This is a genomic window from Pseudomonas sp. BT76 TE3572, from assembly GCF_050435365.1.
Lineage (GTDB): Bacteria > Pseudomonadota > Gammaproteobacteria > Pseudomonadales > Pseudomonadaceae > Aquipseudomonas > Aquipseudomonas fluorescens_W.
On the sequence record NZ_JBNDKE010000001.1, the window covers coordinates 5,160,455 to 5,178,349 of the forward strand.

Below are 17,895 nucleotides of genomic sequence, written 5' to 3' on the forward strand. Positions count from 1 at the left end.
AATACCCAATCCACATATCCATCCCCGCCATCCTTGTAGGGCAATCCCTACCCCCAACCTTCCATCCTGCTGAGGCCATTCTCTCCTGCGCCCCGATTTGCGTGGTCAGCAGCGTCCACTAGGCTTAGTCCACAGCAGTCATCAACAACAAAGGTGTGGGTATGAGCCAGGTCGATTCAAGCGCAGGGGCCAGCGATATTCTGGTCAGCTTTCGTGGAGTACAAAAAAGCTACGACGGCGAGAACCTGATCGTCAAAGACCTCAACCTGGAGATTCGCAAAGGCGAATTCCTCACCTTGCTCGGGCCGTCCGGCTCCGGCAAAACCACCAGCCTGATGATGCTCGCCGGTTTCGAAACGCCGACCGCAGGCGAAATCCAGCTGGCCGGGCGTTCCATCAACAACGTGCCGCCGCACAAGCGCGACATCGGCATGGTGTTCCAGAACTACGCACTGTTCCCGCACATGACGGTCGCCGAGAACCTGGCGTTCCCGCTGACCGTACGCGGTTTGAACAAGAGCGATGTCAGCGACAAGGTCAAAAAAGTCCTGAGCATGGTTCAGCTCGACACCTTCGCCCAGCGTTATCCGGGGCAACTGTCCGGCGGTCAGCAGCAGCGTGTGGCCCTGGCCCGTGCCTTGGTGTTCGAACCGCAACTGGTGCTGATGGACGAACCCCTCGGCGCACTCGACAAACAACTGCGTGAACACATGCAGATGGAAATCAAGCATCTGCACCAGCGCCTCGGCGTGACCGTGGTCTACGTGACCCACGACCAGGGTGAAGCCCTGACCATGTCCGACCGCGTCGCCGTGTTCCACCAGGGCGAGATCCAGCAGATCGCGCCGCCGCGCACCCTGTACGAAGAGCCGAAAAACACCTTCGTCGCCAACTTCATCGGCGAGAACAACCGCCTCAATGGCCGCTTGCACAGCCACACCGGCGACCGCTGCGTGGTTGAGTTGGGGCGTGGTGAAAAGGTTGAAGCCCTGGCGGTCAACGTCGGCAAGACCGGCGAACCGGTCACGCTGTCGATTCGCCCCGAGCGCATCAGCCTCAACGGCGCAAGCGATCAATGTGCCAACCGCTTCTCAGGGAGGGTGGAGGAATTCATCTATCTGGGCGACCACGTCCGGGTTCGCCTGGAAGTCTGCGGCAAGACCGATTTTTTTGTGAAACAACCGATTGCCGAGCTCGATCCCGCGCTGGCCGTCGGCGACGTGGTACCGCTTGGCTGGCAGGTCGAACACGTTCGCGCGCTCGACCCACTTCTAGAGGCGCATTGATCGCCCCCCCTGCTTCAACAACACAACCCTGCACGTGGAGAGAACAATAAATGTTGAGATCCCTGAAATTCACCGCTTTGGTCATGGGCATGATCGGCGCGGCACACGCAATGGCGGCGGGCCCGGACCTGACCGTGGTGTCCTTTGGCGGGGCGAACAAGGCAGCGCAGGTCAAAGCCTTCTACGCACCGTGGGAAGCGGCGGGTAACGGCAAGATCGTGGCGGGCGAGTACAACGGCGAAATGGCCAAGGTCAAAGCCATGGTCGACACCAAGAGCGTGTCCTGGGACCTGGTAGAAGTTGAATCGCCAGAACTGTCCCGTGGTTGCGACGAAGACATGTTCGAGCAGCTTGATCCGAAGTTGTTCGGCAAGTCCGAAGACTACGTCAAAGGCGCCATCCAGCCATGCGGCGTGGGCTTCTTCGTGTGGTCGACCGTGCTGGCCTACAACGCCGACAAACTGGCTTCCGCACCGACCAGTTGGGTGGATTTCTGGGACACCAAGAAATTCCCGGGCAAACGTGGCCTGCGCAAAGGCGCCAAGTACACCCTGGAATTCGCTCTGATGGCCGACGGCGTTGCGCCGAAAGACGTCTACAAAGTACTGGCCGGCAAGGATGGTCAGGACCGCGCGTTCAAGAAGCTTGATGAGCTCAAGCCAAGCATCCAGTGGTGGGAAGCCGGCGCACAGCCGCCGCAATACCTCGCTTCCGGTGACGTGGTCATGAGCTCGGCCTACAACGGCCGGATCGCTGCCGTGCAGAAAGAAAGCAACCTGAAAGTGGTGTGGAACGGCGGTATCTACGACTTCGACGCATGGGCTATCCCGAAAGGTCTGGATAAAGCACGCGCTGAAGCGGCGAAGAAATTCATCGCGTTCTCGGTGATGCCGCAGCAGCAAAAGACCTACTCGGAAAACATCGCCTACGGCCCGGCCAACACCCAAGCCGTACCGTTGCTGGCCAAGGATGTCCTGAAAGACATGCCGACCACCCCGGAAAACATCGCCAACCAGGTGCAGATCGACGTCAGCTTCTGGGCTGACAACGGTGAGCAACTGGAACAGCGCTTCAATTCCTGGGCTGCGAAGTAAGCAGAGGGCTCGCCCTCCTGTGAGGGCGAGCTTTTGTGGCGAGGGAGCTTGCTCCCGCTTGAGTGCGCAGCACTCACAAAATTGGCAGTGTTAACAGGATTTTGGGGCCGCTTCGCTGCCCAGCGCGAGCAAGCTCGCTCGCCACAAAAGCCCGCTCCCACATAACGATCGAGATGGCGTTCCCATCTCTGCAACGATCAAAGATTTCCGGAGTACGCCATGGCCACCGCCATTCCCCTGAACGCGGGCACCGACCCCACCTTGAAGCAGCGGCTCAAGCACGCCGAGCGGATCAACCGCTGGAAAGCACAAGCCTTGATCGCGCCGTTGGTGCTGTTTCTGTTGCTGGTGTTCCTGGTGCCCATCGTGGCGCTGCTCTACAAAAGCGTTGGTAACCCGGAAGTGGTCGGCGGCATGCCGCGCACCGTGGCGGCCATCGCCAGTTGGGATGGCCGAGGCCTGCCCGCTGAAGCGGTCTACAAGGCGACCAGCGAAGACCTCGCTGAAGCCCGCAAGAATCAGACCTTGGGCGACCTGTCCAAGCGCTTGAACATGGAGTTGGCCGGCTACCGCAGCCTGCTGACCAAAACTGCTCGTGCCTTACCGTTCGCCACCGAACCGGCCTCCTATAAAGAAGCGCTGGAAGGTCTCGACGAGCGCTGGGGCGACCCGGCCTACTGGCAAGCCGTGCGCCGCAACACCAGCAGCATCACGCCTTATTACTTGCTGGCGGCGGTCGATCACCGTATCGACGACCTCGGCGAAATCGCCCCGGCCACGCCCGATCAGGCGATTTACCTCGACATCTTCGCCCGGACCTTCTGGATGGGGCTGATCATCACCGTGATCTGCCTGCTGCTGGCTTATCCGTTGGCCTATCTGTTGGCGAACCTGCCGTCACGGCAAAGCAACTTGCTGATGATCCTGGTGCTGCTGCCGTTCTGGACCTCGATCCTGGTGCGAGTCGCCGCGTGGATCGTGTTGCTGCAATCGGGTGGCTTGATCAACAGCGGCCTCATGGCCATGGGCATCATCGATAAACCGCTGGAGCTGGTGTTCAACCGCACCGGGGTTTACATCTCCATGGTGCACATCCTGCTGCCGTTCATGATTCTGCCGATCTACAGCGTGATGAAAGGCATTTCGCCGACCTACATGCGTGCCGCGATTTCCCTCGGCTGCCACCCGTTCGCCAGCTTCTGGCGGGTGTACTTCCCGCAGACCTATGCCGGTGTCGGCGCCGGTTGCCTGTTGGTGTTCATCCTCGCCATCGGCTACTACATCACCCCGGCGTTGCTGGGCAGTCCGAACGATCAGATGGTCAGTTACTTCGTCGCCTTCTACACCAACACCAGCATCAACTGGGGCATGGCGACCGCACTCGGTGGGCTGCTGCTGTTGGCGACCGTGGTGCTTTATCTGATTTACAGCTGGCTGGTGGGCGCCAGTCGCCTGCGCCTGAGCTAAGGGGAGAACGAAATGCTGAGTCCTTATATGTCGCCCATTGAGCGGGTGTGGTTCTACAGCTTGCGCATTCTCTGCGGGCTGGTCCTGTTGTTCCTGATCCTGCCGGTGCTGGTGATCATCCCGCTGTCGTTCAACTCCGGGAGTTTTCTGGTGTACCCGTTGCAAGGTTTTTCGCTGCACTGGTACCAGGATTTCTTCGCTTCGGCCGAGTGGATGCGTTCGCTGAAGAACAGCATCATCGTGGCTCCGGCGGCGACGGTACTGGCGATGATCTTCGGTACGCTGGCGGCCATCGGCCTGACACGGGGCGACTTCCCCGGCAAGCCGCTGGTGATGGCGCTGGTGATTTCGCCGATGGTGGTTCCGGTGGTGATCATCGGTGTGGCGAGCTATCTGTTCTTCGCGCCACTGGGCCTGGGTAACAGCTTCTTCTCGCTGATCGTGGTGCATGCGGTGTTGGGCGTGCCGTTTGTGATCATTACCGTGTCGGCGACCTTGCAGGGCTTTAACCAGAACCTGGTGCGCGCCGCTGCGAGCCTTGGGGCTTCACCGCTGACGGCGTTCCGTCGAGTGACACTGCCGCTGATTGCGCCCGGCGTGATCTCCGGTGCACTGTTTGCCTTTGCGACTTCGTTCGATGAAGTGGTGGTGACGCTGTTCCTCGCCGGTCCGGAACAAGCGACATTGCCACGGCAGATGTTCAGCGGTATCCGCGAAAACCTCAGCCCGACCATCGCGGCGGCGGCGACGTTGCTGATTGCCTTCTCGGTGATCCTGTTGCTGACCCTCGAGTGGCTGCGCGGCCGCAGCGAGAAACTGCGTACCGCCCAGGTTTAGCTGCGAGTTGGAGAGCCACCCCTCACCCCAACCCTCTCCCCAGGGGGGAGAGGGGGAAGGGCGCTGATCTTCACGCTTTTCAAAACCTGAGTTCGACTCAGAATTTTCAGGTCGATGTAACTCGAAAGAACACCTCGGTCAGTCCCCTCTACCCCTTGGGGCGATTCAACTGACCACAAACCAACCGATCATTCTCCCCCCGAATAGCAGACAAACCCCAAACCCCAGCTACTCTTGTGCCCAGCTCCCCTATCTATAAGAGGCTGCGCACATGAGTCTTTCCTCTTTCAAAATCGCTCACAAACTGATCACCGGCGCCGGTGCCATCGAGCAACTGGCGGCTGAACTGACACGCCTGGACATCGACAACCCGCTGATCGTCACCGATGCCGCACTGGTCAAGTCCGGCACGGTCGAGCTGGCGCTGGCGCAGTTGGGCGACCGAACCTACGAAATTTTCGACCGTGTGTTGCCAGACCCGGAAATCGCCATCGTCGAAGACTGCATGCGGGCCTACCGCGAGGGTGGGCACGACGGACTGATCGGCCTGGGCGGCGGCAGTGCCATCGACATCGCTAAAAGTGTCGCGGCCTACGCCGGTTATCACGGGGCGCTGGAGGATCTGTTCGGCATCGATCAGGTGCCGCGCAAAGGCCCACCGCTGATCGCCATACCGACCACCGCGGGCACCGGCTCGGAAGTCACTAACGTGGCGATCCTCTCCGACAAGGTCGCGCAGCTCAAGAAAGGCATCGTCAGCGACTATCTATTACCGGACGTGGCGCTGGTCAGCCCGCAAATGACCCTGACCTGTCCGCGCAGCGTTACCGCCGCCAGTGGCGTCGATGCGCTGGTGCACGCCATCGAATCCTATCTGTCGTTGAACGCCTCACCGATTACCGACGCGCTGGCCATCGGCGCCATCAAGCTCATCGCCAAGGCGCTGCCCAAGGCTTACGCCAATCCGTCCAATCTCCAGGCCCGCGAAGACATGGCCACCGCCAGCCTGATGGCCGGTATGGCGTTCGGTAATGCCGGGGTCGGCGCGGTGCATGCGCTGGCGTATCCGCTGGGCGGCCGTTTCAACATTGCCCATGGGGTCAGCAACGCCTTGCTGCTGCCGTATGTCATGACCTGGAACAAAATGGCCTGCGTGGAGCGCATGCAAGATATCGCCGAGGCCATGGGGGTGAAGACCGCTCATCTGAGCGCCAACGACGCGGCGGACAAGGCCGTAGAGGCGATGACCGAGTTGTGCGCTGCGGTGGAAATCCCGCCGGGCCTGCGCAGCTTCGGCGTTCCCGAAGACGCCATCCCGGCCATGGCCGTGGAAGCGGCGGGAATTGAGCGCCTGATGCGCAACAATCCGCGCAAATTGAGTGCGGTTGATATCGAGAAGATCTACCGAGCGGCTTACTGATCATCGCGGCCACGTCGCGCGGGTCAAAGCATGAGGTATACAATGCGCGCCATCGTGATTCTGCTCAAAAAAGGTGCGTCATGCAGCCCTTCGTAATTGCTCCGTCGATTCTCTCCGCCGACTTCGCCCGCCTGGGTGAAGAAGTGGACAACGTCCTGGCCGCTGGCGCCGACTTCGTGCACTTCGACGTCATGGACAACCACTACGTGCCGAACCTGACCATCGGCCCAATGGTGTGTGCCGCGCTGCGCAAGTACGGCGTGACTGCGCCGATCGACGCACACCTGATGGTTAGCCCGGTGGACCGCATCGTCGGTGACTTCATCGAAGCCGGCGCGACCTACATCACTTTTCACCCGGAAGCCTCGCAGCACGTCGACCGCTCCCTGCAACTGATCCGCGAAGGTGGCTGCAAGTCGGGCCTGGTGTTCAACCCGGCGACCCCGCTGGACGTGCTCAAGTACGTAATGGACAAGGTCGACATGATCCTGCTGATGAGCGTCAACCCGGGCTTCGGCGGGCAGAAGTTCATCCCTGGCACCCTCGACAAGCTGCGGGAAGCGCGGGCGCTGATCGATGCATCCGGCCGTGACATTCGCCTGGAGATCGACGGCGGCGTGAACGTGAACAACATTCGTGAAATCGCCGCTGCTGGCGCCGACACCTTCGTCGCCGGCTCGGCGATCTTCAATGCACCGAACTACCAAGAGGTGATTGAAAAGATGCGTTCCGAACTGGCGCTGGCCCGCCCATGAGTGGCTTTGAGCAGTTGTTCCCGGGGTCTCTGCCGCGGCTGGTGATGTTCGATCTGGATGGCACGCTGGTCGATTCGGTCCCTGACCTCGCAGCGGCTGTGGACAACATGCTGCTCAAACTCGGGCGTCAACCTGCCGGCATCGAATCGGTGCGTGATTGGGTGGGCAACGGCGTGCACACGCTGGTACGCCGGGCCTTGGCCAACCACATCGACGCCGAGGGTGTCGATGAGGTCGAGGCCGAGCATGCCCTGGAGCTGTTCAACGGTTTTTACGAGGACGGTCACGAGCTGACGGTGGTTTACCCCGGCGTGCGCGACACCCTGAAATGGCTGCACAAGCAGGGTGTCGAGATGGCGCTGATCACCAACAAGCCGGAGCGCTTCGTCGCGCCGCTGCTGGATCAGATGAAAATCGGTCGTTACTTCCGCTTGATCATCGGCGGCGACACCCTGCCACAGAAAAAGCCGGACCCGGCAGCGCTGTTCTTCGTGATGAAGATGACCAACATCCCGGCGTCGCAATCCTTGTTCGTCGGCGATTCGCGCAGCGATGTGCTGGCGGCGAAAGCGGCGGGGGTCAAGTGTGTGGCGCTCAGCTACGGCTATAACCACGGCCGGCCGATTGCCGAAGAGTCGCCGGCGCTGGTGATCGACGATCTGCGCAAGTTAATTCCCGGTTGCCTGGATCCAGCCGCTGAGATAACGTTGCCCGACGCTGCTCAACCCCCTTCTGGAAACGCCATCGTGGTGGTCACTCGCAAACTCTGGATGAAAGTCATCAAGGCCCTGGCCCGCTGGCGTTGGCGCGCCTGACTTGTTCCTGGCCGGCATACCGGCGCGTTTGCATACCTGACTGTTAGACCCTCAAGCCACGAGGCTACCCCATGATCCGCGAAGAATTCCTGCGTTTGGCCGCTGCCGGCTATAACCGCATCCCGCTTGCCTGCGAAACCCTGGCCGACTTCGACACGCCGCTTTCGATCTACCTGAAGCTCGCCGACGAGCCCAACTCCTACCTGCTGGAATCGGTGCAGGGCGGGGAGAAATGGGGCCGTTACTCGATCATCGGCCTGCCGTGCCGCACCGTGCTGCGGGTTCATGATCATCACATCAGCGTGACCCACGACGGCATCGAGATTGAAAGCCACGAAGCCGAAGATCCACTGGCCTTCGTCGAAGCATTCAAAGCTCGCTACAACGTGCCGACTATTCCTGGCCTGCCGCGCTTCAATGGCGGCCTGGTGGGTTACTTCGGTTACGACTGCGTGCGCTATGTGGAGAAGCGTCTGGGTAAGTGCCCGAACCCGGATCCGTTGGGCGTGCCGGACATTCTGCTGATGGTGTCCGACGCGGTAGTGGTTTTCGACAACCTCGCCGGCAAGATGCACGCGATTGTCCTGGCCGATCCCTCGCAGGACGATGCTTTCGAGCAAGGCCAGGCGCGCCTGGAAGAGTTGCTGGAAAAACTCCGTCAGCCGATCACCCCGCGCCGTGGTCTGGATTTCAGCAAGCAACAATCTGCTGATCCGGTATTCCGTTCGAGTTTCACCCAGGGCGATTACGAAAAAGCCGTCGACACCATCAAGGAATACATCCTGGCCGGTGACTGCATGCAGGTCGTGCCGTCCCAGCGCATGTCGATCGACTTCAAGGCTGCACCGATCGATCTGTACCGGGCGCTGCGTTGTTTCAACCCGACGCCTTATATGTACTTCTTCAACTTCGGCGACTTCCACGTCGTCGGCAGTTCACCGGAAGTGCTGGTGCGGGTCGAAGACAACCTGATCACCGTGCGCCCGATCGCCGGCACCCGTCCTCGCGGCGCCAACGAAGAGGCCGACCTGGCGCTGGAAAAAGACCTTCTGTCCGACGACAAGGAAATCGCCGAGCACTTGATGCTGATCGACCTGGGCCGTAACGACACCGGTCGGGTTTCGGAAATCGGTTCGGTGAAACTCACCGAAAAAATGGTGATCGAACGTTATTCCAACGTGATGCACATCGTTTCCAACGTCACCGGTCAATTGAAGGCCGGGCTGACGGCGATGGATGCATTGCGGGCGATTCTGCCGGCGGGCACCTTGTCTGGCGCACCGAAGATTCGCGCGATGGAAATCATCGACGAACTGGAACCGGTCAAGCGTGGTGTCTATGGCGGCGCCGTCGGCTACTTCGCCTGGAACGGCAACATGGACACCGCGATCGCGATCCGTACCGCAGTGATCAAGAATGGCGAACTGCACGTGCAGGCCGGTGGCGGCATCGTTGCCGACTCGGTACCGGCGCTGGAATGGGAAGAAACCCTGAACAAGCGCCGCGCGATGTTCCGTGCCGTGGCCCTTGCCGAGCAAACCCCGGACGCCTGAGCTCCCACAGGGAACTCACTAGCATAAAAAAACGCGGCACCTGTGAGGGCGCCGCGTTTTTTGTGCCTGCTGTTTGCCGGATCAGAAGTCCAGCGCAACGCCAACGGTAAGCCCTTGCTGGGTAAAGTCATCATCCTTGCGGAACGTGTATCCGCCACGCAGCGCCAGATCAGCCGTCAACTTGTGGCTGACCCCCAGGCTCACGCGATTCAAGTGGCTTTGCGGTGTATAGCCGTCCAGTTTGAAGTCCAGGGACGGCAGGCTGTTGAGCGCGATGTTTACTTTCTGAGTGTCATCCTCGTATTCACGCTCATACGCGTATTCGCCGAACACTTGAGTCTGCGCGGTGATCTGATACTTACCCTGCAGACCGGCGCCCAGACGTTTTGAATCGCGGGTCTGATCATCAAAGTTCAGCGCCGTGGAACGAGTGCTGTTTTCCGAATAGCCTTCAACTTCCACTTTTGCGTAATCGGCACTGATGAATGGCGACAGGTGCCACTCGCTGCCCGGTTGCGCAATGTCGTAGCCAACCCGTGTGCTGAAGGCCCACAGATATCCATCGGTATCGCCTTTCTCCGCACCTTCGCTGGCACCCAGGTCGAATTTGCGTTTGAGGTTGTCGTAATCCAGCTTGCCACCGGTCAACGCGGCATCGGCCCACCAGCGATTCTGCTGGAACTGGGCGAAGGCGGTGGCCAGGTAGCTGTTGAGTTTGTAGTCCGAATCGTTATTGCCTGCTTCCAGGTTCTGCCGATAGAAACCCGCTGCCACACCGACGCGCCAGGCGTCATTGAGACGATAGCTGCCACCGATGTTCAGGTTGTAACCGTCGCCGTCGGCGCTGGCTCCGCTGCTTTGGCTGTCGACATCCAGATGCTGGCCGCCACCGGCGACAATGGCTCGCCATTGGCCTACCGCCTGCCAGTTCTCCCAGTCCGATTGCCATTGGCTGCGCAGTTCATCCTGGTGCGCACGCAAGGTGGCGTGGGCCATTTCCGGCAACAACGTCAGCTCCCAAGGCGCTGCCAGTAAGGAATAGGCGTAGTCGGAAATCAGTTTTTGCCCGGCTTCGGTCGGATGAACCCCATCGTTATAAATCAGCTTGCTGGGGTCCGGGGTGGCACTGTTGATGCCATACGTAGGGTTTTCGGTGCAGCTGTTACCGCTGAAACAGGTCGCCGTCAGGTTCTGGCCGGTAGCAAAACCGAATCGAGCCGGATCGGCGAAGGTTTCCTGCAACAGCAGCGGAATGTTCAGCGGGATGATTTCGGCATCGATCCCTGCCAGTCGAGTGACCAGTTGCCGGTTGAAGGCAGAGCTCAGAAGTGAGGTGGGTGCCTGCTGGGGCGTGCCATTGATGGCGGGCGTCAAACCCAGGTCGGGCAGGAGCCAGACCATAATGTATCGGGCGCCGGCGGTTTGCAGAACCTGGACGCTGTTGGCCAGTCGATCCGCAGCGGCATTCGCCTGAGCGCCACTTTGTACTCGTCCCTGAAGAAAATCGTTACCACCCCCGGAAATGTAATACAGCGCATTCGGATCGGCGCTGAAGTTGTTTGTCGGCAGATAGCCCGGGCGCGTGCGTTCACCCGTGGCGGATGCGCTGGTGATCGAGGTGAGGATCTGGTCGGTGCGGTAACCGCCAACGGCCCAGTTATTACCGTCCGGCAGACCCTGGCTCGCGCGTGCCGCTGAGGTTGAAGCGGCCGTCTGGTCCGGTGAAAACCCGAGCTTGCCACCCAGCAGTTGGGTCGAGTTGGCAGAATAGACTTCGCCGCTGCCGTCCAGGTAAATCGGTCCGGTCCGGTTGGTGAAGCGCACCGTCGAGCCGGGAGGGCCGCCCGTGTCGGTAAACTGCCCGGCATCGTTGAGGCTATCGCCGAAGACGATGAAATTCGAATAGGGGTTGGGCGCCGCGATCGCCTGGGTGCAGGCCATAGTGAGCAAGCAGCCGGCAAGCGGTACAGCCAACGTCTGTCTGATCATGAGCAAGTCCGTTTGTTATTGTTGTAGTGAGTGAAACGATAGTGCCAAAAACTATAGGGCCTGTTGCCGTTCGGCGCGAACCCGTCAATTGTTTCAAGAGCTTCCATCGCCCCATATTGCACGCTCTGCCCAGCTAAGTTACTGTGCCGAGACGTATAAATGAGACCTTCCCCGTGTTGATCGTCAGCAAACTTCTGGATCAAGTCATCAAGGCACACGCCCGTTGGCGTTGGCGCGCCTGAATCCTTCTGCCGGCCCGGCCGGATCTTTACCGCTTTGCCTTCTTTACCCGCAAGACAAACCGCTTTGCAGCGCGACTCCAGCGACTGACAAAGTGCAGGACGCTGCGGGTAAATCATTCGAAGGCTGTATTCAAAGTCAGTAAATTCAAGAGGTTCTTAACGCCATGTTGCTGATGATCGATAACTACGACTCTTTTACTTACAACGTTGTGCAATACCTCGGCGAGCTTGGCTCCCAGGTCAAAGTCGTGCGCAACGATGAGCTCACCATTGCCGAAATCGAAGCCCTCAACCCTGAGCGGATCGTCGTTTCCCCCGGCCCTTGCACGCCGAACGAAGCCGGCGTGTCGATTGATGTGATCAAACATTTTGGCGGCAAATTGCCGATTCTGGGCGTCTGCCTGGGGCATCAGTCCATCGGCCAGGCCTTTGGTGGCGATGTGGTGCGCGCCCGTCAGGTCATGCACGGCAAAACCAGCCCGGTGTTCCACGAGGACAAAGGCGTTTTCAAAGGCCTGAACCATCCGCTGACAGTCACCCGCTATCATTCACTGATCGTCAAGCGCGAAACCCTGCCCGATTGCCTGGAGCTGACCGCCTGGACCCAGCTTGAAGACGGCTCGGTCGACGAGATCATGGGCCTGCGCCACAAGACACTGAACATCGAGGGCGTCCAGTTTCACCCTGAGTCGATCCTCACCGAACAGGGCCACGAGCTGTTCGCTAATTTCCTCAAACAAACCGGCGGCACGCGCTAAGGACTTTTCATGAATATCAAGACAGCCCTGAGCCGTATCGTCGACCAGCTCGACCTCAGTACCGATGAGATGCGCGATGTGATGCGCGAAATCATGACCGGTCAATGCACGGATGCGCAGATCGGCGCGTTCATGATGGCCATGCGCATGAAGAGCGAAAGCATCGACGAGATCGTCGGCGCCGTGTCGGTCATGCGCGAGCTGGCGGACAAGGTCGAACTCAAGACCCTCGACGGCGTTGTCGATGTGGTGGGTACCGGTGGCGATGGCGCGAACATTTTCAACGTCTCGACCGCTTCCTCATTCGTAGTCGCTGCGGCCGGTTGCACGGTGGCCAAACACGGTAACCGTGCAGTCTCGGGCAAAAGCGGCAGCGCCGATTTGCTGGAGGCGGCGGGTATCTACTTGAACCTGACGCCGGTTCAGGTCGCACGCTGCATCGACAACGTCGGCATCGGTTTCATGTTCGCCCAGACCCATCACAGCGCCATGAAGCACGCCGCCGGCCCGCGTCGGGAGCTGGGCTTGCGCACGCTGTTCAACATGCTCGGCCCGCTTACGAATCCGGCCGGCGTGAAGCATCAGGTGGTGGGCGTGTTCAGTCAGGCGTTGTGCCGGCCGCTGGCCGAAGTCTTGCAGCGTATGGGCAGCAAGCACGTGCTGGTGGTGCACTCGAAGGATGGTCTGGACGAGTTCAGTCTGGCGGCACCGACCTTCGTGGCGGAATTGAAGGATGACCAGGTCACCGAGTATTGGGTCGAGCCAGAAGACCTGGGCATGAAAAGCCAGAGCCTGCACGGTCTGGCAGTGGATAGCCCGGCGGCCTCGCTGGAGCTGATTCGCGATGCCCTGGGCAAGCGCAAGACCGAGAACGGTCAGAAAGCCGCGGAAATGATTATGCTCAATGCCGGTGCCGCGCTGTACGCCGCCGACCATGCCAGCAGTTTGAAAGAAGGCGTTGCCCTGGCGCACGATGCGCTGCACACAGGCCTCGCTCGGGAAAAACTGGAGGAGTTGGGTGCATTTACCGCGGTATTCAGAGTGGAGAATGAGGGATGAGTGTACCGACGGTTCTGGAAAACATTCTGGCCCGTAAAGTCCAGGAAGTCGCCGAGCGTAGCGCTCGCGTAAGCCTGGCGGAGCTGGAAAGTCTGGCCAAGGCGGCCGATGCACCCCGTGGTTTTGCCAAGGCATTGTTGGCTCAGGCCAAGCTCAAGCAGCCAGCGGTCATTGCAGAAATCAAGAAAGCTTCACCGAGCAAAGGCGTTATCCGCGAGAACTTTGTTCCCGCCGACATCGCCAGGAGTTACGAGAAGGGCGGCGCAACCTGTCTGTCGGTGCTTACCGATATCGATTACTTCATGGGCGCCGATGCGTATCTGCAACAGGCGCGGGCGGCGTGCAAACTGCCGGTGATCCGCAAGGACTTCATGATCGATCCGTACCAGATCGTCGAAGCCCGAGCGTTGGGCGCCGACTGCGTGCTGTTGATCGTCTCCGCACTGGATGACGTGAAAATGGCCGAGCTGGCTGCCGTCGCCAAAAGCGTCGGCCTCGATGTACTGGTAGAAGTTCACGATGGCGACGAGCTGGAGCGGGCCTTGAAAACCCTCGACACTCCGTTGGTCGGCGTGAACAACCGCAACCTGCACACCTTCGAAGTCAATCTGGAAACCACCCTCGATCTGTTGCCGCGTATCCCGCGTGATCGCTTGGTGATCACCGAAAGTGGCATTCTCAACCGGGCCGATGTCGAACTGATGGAAATCAGCGATGTGTACGCGTTCCTGGTGGGCGAAGCGTTCATGCGCGCCGAAAGCCCGGGCACCGAACTGCAGCGTCTGTTCTTTCCTGAGCGTGGTATCGCGGTGAGCGGTTCTACACTCGACTGAACGTGACTTAATGAAGAAGCCGGCGATGCCGGCTTTTTTATACCCCAAACAAAGGATGCCTACTGCCATGACCCAGCCCATCGCCTTGACCGTCGAAGCCGGCCTGCTCGCCGAACAGGATCTGTTGGCCCATGTGTGCACCGGCGATTCGGAGTTTGGCCTGCTGTTCTGGCAACCCAGTGATAAGGCGCTGGTCATGCCGCGAAGGTTGAATCGTCTGACAGGGTTCGAGGCCGCGTGCGAGGTGTCGGCTGCGGCAGGTTGGCCGGTGTTGTTGCGTGAGACCGGCGGTGAACCGGTGCCGCAATCGGCCTCGACGATCAACATCGCACTGGTCTACGCGCCACCGCGTAGCGAGGGTGACCAGAACCGCATCGAAACCGGTTATCGCCGGCTTTGCGATCCGATTTGTCAGTTACTCGATGAGTTGGGCGGCGTTTCGTCTTTGGGTGAAATAGAGGGGGCGTTCTGTGATGGGCGTTTCAACGTCAACCTGGATGGGCGCAAGATGGTCGGCACGGCTCAACGCTGGCGCCAGAGCAAGGGCGGTACGCGTCCGGTAGGGTTGGTGCACGGTGCTTTGTTGCTCGATAACGAGCGTGAGTCGATGGTTGCGGCGGTTAACCGTTTCAATGAAGCCTGTGGCCTGGAGCAGCGAGTTCGCGCCGAGAGCCACATTGCTCTTCATGAAAAATATGCAGCACCTGATGCATTAGGGCGACTCGACACGTTGTACCGTCACTTGCTGGCAGACATGTTCAGGGTTTAGCGCGTACCGAAGACCACCATGGTCTTGCCTTTGACGTCCACCAGGTTGCGTTCTTCCAGGTCCTTGAGAACGCGACCAACCATCTCACGTGAACAACCGACAATCCGCCCGATCTCCTGACGGGTCACTTTGATCTGCATGCCGTCGGGATGGGTCATTGCATCTGGCTGTTTGCACAGTTCCAGCAGGCAGCGTGCGACTCGGCCGGTAACGTCGAAGAAGGCAAGGTCACCCACTTTGCGGGTGGTGTTGCGCAGGCGCTGTGCGATTTGTCCGCTGAGCACGTAAAGAATGTCTGGATCCTGTTGGGACAGCTCGCGGAATTTCGCGTAGCTGATCTCCGCGACTTCGCATTCGATCTTGGCGCGCACCCAGGCGCTGCGTTCCTGTTCCAGGCCGGCCTGTTCGAACAGGCCCAACTCGCCGAAAAAGTCTCCGGAGTTCAGGTAGGCAATGATCATTTCGCGACCGTCGTCATCCTCAATCAGGATGGTGACCGAACCCTTGATGATGAAGAACAGTGTGTCCGAGCGGTCGCCGGCACAAATGATGTTGCTTTTGGCCGCATAACGACGGCGCTGGCAGTGCATCAGCAGCTTGTCGAGGTTCTTGATTTTGGGTGTTGGGGTAATAGCAACCATGGTTGTATCCCGAAAAGACTTCACGGTGTGTTTGGTTTTCTTATGAGTCGTTGAGGTTGCTACAAAGCTGGCCATGCGCCAGTGAATTGGCGCCAGCTTAACAGACACTTCCTGCAATATTCGAGAATTTACCTACAGCGCAGTGGCTTGCGTCGTAGGAAGGCGAGACGCCGTCAATCAAGGCCCCTGTGCTAAGCTGGCGACCCTTTTTTATACAGTGGAGTCTTGGCGATGAAGGCACGCATCCAATGGGCTGGTGAAGCCATGTTCCTCGGCGAATCCGGCAGCGGTCATGTCGTGGTCATGGACGGTCCGCCCGATGCCGGCGGTCGCAACCTGGGTGTCCGGCCGATGGAAATGCTCCTGCTGGGTGTTGGCGGTTGCAGCAATTTCGATGTGGTCAGCATCCTCAAGAAGTCCCGTCAGGCCGTTGAAAGCTGCGAAGCCTTCCTCGAAGCCGAGCGTGCTACCGAAGATCCGAAGGTTTTCACCAAGATCCACATGCACTTCGTGGTCAAGGGCCGTGGCTTGAAAGAAGCCCAGGTCAAACGCGCCATCGAGCTGTCTGCCGAGAAGTATTGCTCGGCGTCGATCATGCTGGGCGCGGCGGGCGTAGAGATCACACACGACTACGAGATCATCGAACTCGGTTGAATCGACATTCAACTATCATAAAGGCAGTGCAGACTGTGACGATCCCAAGCTCGCGTCTGCACCCGAACAGATAACTAAAATCGCCATCGCGAAGAGGTGTTGATCCGTCCTGCGCAGGTGCGTCGTTCGCATCTGACGGGCATGCTTGATCACGCGGCCGGTCCGCAACACACAGAGAGCGTCTAACGGTGAAAAGCAAACTCAAGCTCCACGGGTTCAATAACCTGACAAAGACCTTGAGCTTCAACATCTATGACATCTGCTATGCGCAAACCCCGCAGGACCAGCAGGCTTACGTCGAGTACATCAATAAAGAGTACAACGCGAAGCGCCTGACGCAGATCCTCACAGAAGTTGTCGATATCATTGGTGCCAACATCCTGAACATCGCCAGTCAGGACTATGAACCCCAGGGCGCCAGTGTCACGATTCTGATCTCCGAAGAGCCGGTGACCCCGACCGACAGTCAGATCGAAGAGTCCCCGGGCCCGCTGCCTGAAATTATCCTGGCCCACCTCGACAAGAGCCACATCACGGTGCACACCTACCCGGAAATCCATCCGGACGATGGCATTGCGACATTCCGTGTGGACATTGATGTGTCGACCTGTGGCGTCATTTCACCGCTCAAGGCGCTCAACTTCCTGATCCACCAGTTCGATTCGGACATAGTGACCGTGGACTATCGTGTGCGTGGCTTCACCCGTGACGTGGAAGGCAACAAACACTTCATCGACCACGAGATCAACTCGATTCAGAACTACCTTTCCGAAGACACTCGCGGCGCGTACCAGATGACCGACGTGAACGTTTATCAGGAAAACCTGTTCCACACCAAAATGCTGCTGAAGAACTTCGAACTGGATAACTACCTGTTCGGCGACGCCACCAGCAACCTGTCTTCTGAGCAGCGTGCTCAGGTGACCGAGCGTGTGAAACACGAAATGCTGGAAATCTTCTACGCGCGCAACATGTCGAGCTGATTTTCTGCGAGCAAAAAGAAAGGGCGCTGAAAAGCGCCCTTTCGTTGTGCCCAGTGTTTTGGATCAGATCCGGTAAGTACTCTTGGTCATGACCTTGGCCATCAGGCTCATGCCGAACTTCACCGGTGCCGGGAAGCGAAAACCCCCAGCCTCCAGCGCGCTTTCGGCGTGGTGTTCTTCATCGATGCGCATCTGCTCGAGGATCGCCCGGGACTTTTCGTCCTCGGCTGGCAGTTGCTCAAGGTGTTCGTTGAGGTGTTTGCACACCTGATGCTCGGTCGCAGCAACGAAACCCAGGCTGACTTTATCGCTGATCAATCCGGCCACCGCACCAATCCCGAACGACATGCCGTAGAACAGCGGATTGAGAATGCTGGTATGGCTACCCAACTGTTTTATGCGTTGTTCGCACCAGACCAGGTGGTCGATTTCCTCTTCGGCGGCATGTTCCATGGCAGCACGCACTTGCGGCAGCTTGGCGGTCAGGGCCTGACCCTGATACAGCGCCTGGGCACAGACTTCGCCGGTATGGTTGATGCGCATCAGACCGGCAACGTGCCGGGTGTCTTCGTCGCTCATTTGCGCATCCGGCTGAACGATAGCGGGCGAAGGACGGTACGGCTGACCACTGAAGGGCAACAAAGTACGCATCGCGGCATCGGCTTGCAGCAGAAGGCGGTCAATCGGCGAGTAGTGACGTTGGGTAGTCATGCTGACCTCCGGGAAGAATCTCGGCGGCC

The 17,895-nt window shown here is 59.3% G+C and carries 17 protein-coding genes; 14 read left to right on the forward strand and 3 right to left on the reverse strand.

The features are described 5' to 3' along the window. Nucleotides 1-161 precede the first annotated feature (161 nt). The 8 genes from ABH912_RS23355 to trpE all read left to right on the forward strand — a co-directional run bounded on the left by ABH912_RS23355 (nt 162) and on the right by trpE (nt 9,227). Nucleotides 162-1,286: an ABC transporter ATP-binding protein gene (locus ABH912_RS23355; RefSeq protein WP_033056206.1), complete on the forward strand. Its 1,125-nt coding sequence runs from the start codon at nt 162-164 to the stop codon at nt 1,284-1,286. A 50-nt stretch (nt 1,287-1,336) separates the two neighbouring features. Next, on the forward strand, nt 1,337-2,380 hold the full coding sequence (locus ABH912_RS23360) for an ABC transporter substrate-binding protein (protein WP_033056205.1): 1,044 nt from the start codon (nt 1,337-1,339) through the stop codon (nt 2,378-2,380). A gap of 219 nt (nt 2,381-2,599) precedes the next feature. Further along, entirely contained in the window at nt 2,600-3,847 is a 1,248-nt protein-coding gene (locus ABH912_RS23365) for an ABC transporter permease (RefSeq protein WP_033056204.1), read from the forward strand. A gap of 12 nt (nt 3,848-3,859) precedes the next feature. Beyond that, on the forward strand, nt 3,860-4,684 hold the full coding sequence (locus ABH912_RS23370) for an ABC transporter permease (protein WP_046052352.1): 825 nt from the start codon (nt 3,860-3,862) through the stop codon (nt 4,682-4,684). 271 nt (nt 4,685-4,955) lie between these two features. Continuing rightward, nucleotides 4,956-6,104, forward strand: a complete 1,149-nt coding sequence (locus tag ABH912_RS23375) for an iron-containing alcohol dehydrogenase (RefSeq protein WP_033056202.1) — start codon at nt 4,956-4,958, stop codon at nt 6,102-6,104. 80 nt (nt 6,105-6,184) lie between these two features. After that, entirely contained in the window at nt 6,185-6,859 is a 675-nt protein-coding gene (gene rpe, locus ABH912_RS23380) for a ribulose-phosphate 3-epimerase (RefSeq protein ID WP_008027088.1), read from the forward strand. After that, entirely contained in the window at nt 6,856-7,674 is an 819-nt protein-coding gene (locus tag ABH912_RS23385) for a phosphoglycolate phosphatase (RefSeq protein WP_033056201.1), read from the forward strand. Before rpe ends, ABH912_RS23385 begins: the two co-directional genes overlap by 4 nt. A 71-nt stretch (nt 7,675-7,745) precedes the next feature. Further along, nucleotides 7,746-9,227: an anthranilate synthase component I gene (gene trpE, locus ABH912_RS23390; protein WP_033056200.1), complete on the forward strand. Its 1,482-nt coding sequence runs from the start codon at nt 7,746-7,748 to the stop codon at nt 9,225-9,227. An 81-nt stretch (nt 9,228-9,308) separates the two neighbouring features. Here trpE and estP read toward each other — a convergent pair whose 3' ends face one another. Then, nucleotides 9,309-11,216 carry an esterase EstP gene (gene estP, locus ABH912_RS23395; protein ID WP_429511771.1) on the reverse strand — a complete coding sequence of 636 codons (1,908 nt, stop codon included), beginning with the start codon at nt 11,214-11,216 and terminating at the stop codon, nt 9,309-9,311. A 406-nt stretch (nt 11,217-11,622) separates the two neighbouring features. Between estP and ABH912_RS23400 the strand changes: the two genes are divergently transcribed. The 4 genes from ABH912_RS23400 to ABH912_RS23415 all read left to right on the forward strand — a co-directional run bounded on the left by ABH912_RS23400 (nt 11,623) and on the right by ABH912_RS23415 (nt 14,877). Beyond that, complete coding sequence (locus ABH912_RS23400) at nt 11,623-12,216, forward strand: aminodeoxychorismate/anthranilate synthase component II (RefSeq protein WP_429511772.1); 594 nt, start codon at nt 11,623-11,625, stop codon at nt 12,214-12,216. Between the two features lie 9 nt (nt 12,217-12,225). Continuing rightward, nucleotides 12,226-13,275, forward strand: a complete 1,050-nt coding sequence (gene trpD, locus ABH912_RS23405) for an anthranilate phosphoribosyltransferase (RefSeq protein ID WP_033056197.1) — start codon at nt 12,226-12,228, stop codon at nt 13,273-13,275. Next, nucleotides 13,272-14,108 (forward strand): indole-3-glycerol phosphate synthase TrpC, encoded by an 837-nt coding sequence (trpC, locus tag ABH912_RS23410; RefSeq protein WP_429511773.1) that lies wholly within the window; start codon nt 13,272-13,274, stop codon nt 14,106-14,108. Before trpD ends, trpC begins: the two co-directional genes overlap by 4 nt. A 67-nt stretch (nt 14,109-14,175) precedes the next feature. Continuing rightward, the gene (locus ABH912_RS23415) at nt 14,176-14,877 is read left to right on the forward strand and encodes a lipoate--protein ligase family protein (RefSeq protein ID WP_429511774.1); all 702 of its coding nucleotides are present in this window, start codon (nt 14,176-14,178) and stop codon (nt 14,875-14,877) included. Here ABH912_RS23415 and crp read toward each other — a convergent pair. Next, complete coding sequence (gene crp / locus ABH912_RS23420) at nt 14,874-15,518, reverse strand: cAMP-activated global transcriptional regulator CRP (RefSeq protein ID WP_008147233.1); 645 nt, start codon at nt 15,516-15,518, stop codon at nt 14,874-14,876. The genes ABH912_RS23415 and crp overlap by 4 nt on opposite strands. Nucleotides 15,519-15,749: 231 nt before the next feature. Here crp and ABH912_RS23425 point away from each other — a divergent pair, with 231 nt between their 5' ends. Continuing rightward, the gene (locus tag ABH912_RS23425; RefSeq protein WP_008061600.1) at nt 15,750-16,172 is read left to right on the forward strand and encodes an OsmC family protein; all 423 of its coding nucleotides are present in this window, start codon (nt 15,750-15,752) and stop codon (nt 16,170-16,172) included. A gap of 188 nt (nt 16,173-16,360) precedes the next feature. Beyond that, complete coding sequence (gene speD, locus ABH912_RS23430) at nt 16,361-17,155, forward strand: adenosylmethionine decarboxylase (RefSeq protein WP_429511775.1); 795 nt, start codon at nt 16,361-16,363, stop codon at nt 17,153-17,155. A gap of 63 nt (nt 17,156-17,218) precedes the next feature. Here speD and coq7 read toward each other — a convergent pair whose 3' ends face one another. After that, nucleotides 17,219-17,866, reverse strand: a complete 648-nt coding sequence (coq7, locus tag ABH912_RS23435; RefSeq protein WP_008147238.1) for a 2-polyprenyl-3-methyl-6-methoxy-1,4-benzoquinone monooxygenase — start codon at nt 17,864-17,866, stop codon at nt 17,219-17,221. Nucleotides 17,867-17,895: the final 29 nt, after the last annotated feature.

Coding starts and splice junctions, on each gene's coding strand:
- ABH912_RS23355 (WP_033056206.1), top strand. CDS start 162: ATGAGCCAGGTCGATTCAAGCGCAGGGGCCAGCGATATTCTGGTCAGC.
- ABH912_RS23360 (WP_033056205.1), top strand. CDS start 1,337: ATGTTGAGATCCCTGAAATTCACCGCTTTGGTCATGGGCATGATCGGC.
- ABH912_RS23365 (WP_033056204.1), top strand. CDS start 2,600: ATGGCCACCGCCATTCCCCTGAACGCGGGCACCGACCCCACCTTGAAG.
- ABH912_RS23370 (WP_046052352.1), top strand. CDS start 3,860: ATGCTGAGTCCTTATATGTCGCCCATTGAGCGGGTGTGGTTCTACAGC.
- ABH912_RS23375 (WP_033056202.1), top strand. CDS start 4,956: ATGAGTCTTTCCTCTTTCAAAATCGCTCACAAACTGATCACCGGCGCC.
- rpe (WP_008027088.1), top strand. CDS start 6,185: ATGCAGCCCTTCGTAATTGCTCCGTCGATTCTCTCCGCCGACTTCGCC.
- ABH912_RS23385 (WP_033056201.1), top strand. CDS start 6,856: ATGAGTGGCTTTGAGCAGTTGTTCCCGGGGTCTCTGCCGCGGCTGGTG.
- trpE (WP_033056200.1), top strand. CDS start 7,746: ATGATCCGCGAAGAATTCCTGCGTTTGGCCGCTGCCGGCTATAACCGC.
- estP (WP_429511771.1), bottom strand. CDS start 11,216: ATGATCAGACAGACGTTGGCTGTACCGCTTGCCGGCTGCTTGCTCACT.
- ABH912_RS23400 (WP_429511772.1), top strand. CDS start 11,623: ATGTTGCTGATGATCGATAACTACGACTCTTTTACTTACAACGTTGTG.
- trpD (WP_033056197.1), top strand. CDS start 12,226: ATGAATATCAAGACAGCCCTGAGCCGTATCGTCGACCAGCTCGACCTC.
- trpC (WP_429511773.1), top strand. CDS start 13,272: ATGAGTGTACCGACGGTTCTGGAAAACATTCTGGCCCGTAAAGTCCAG.
- ABH912_RS23415 (WP_429511774.1), top strand. CDS start 14,176: ATGACCCAGCCCATCGCCTTGACCGTCGAAGCCGGCCTGCTCGCCGAA.
- crp (WP_008147233.1), bottom strand. CDS start 15,518: ATGGTTGCTATTACCCCAACACCCAAAATCAAGAACCTCGACAAGCTG.
- ABH912_RS23425 (WP_008061600.1), top strand. CDS start 15,750: ATGAAGGCACGCATCCAATGGGCTGGTGAAGCCATGTTCCTCGGCGAA.
- coq7 (WP_008147238.1), bottom strand. CDS start 17,866: ATGACTACCCAACGTCACTACTCGCCGATTGACCGCCTTCTGCTGCAA.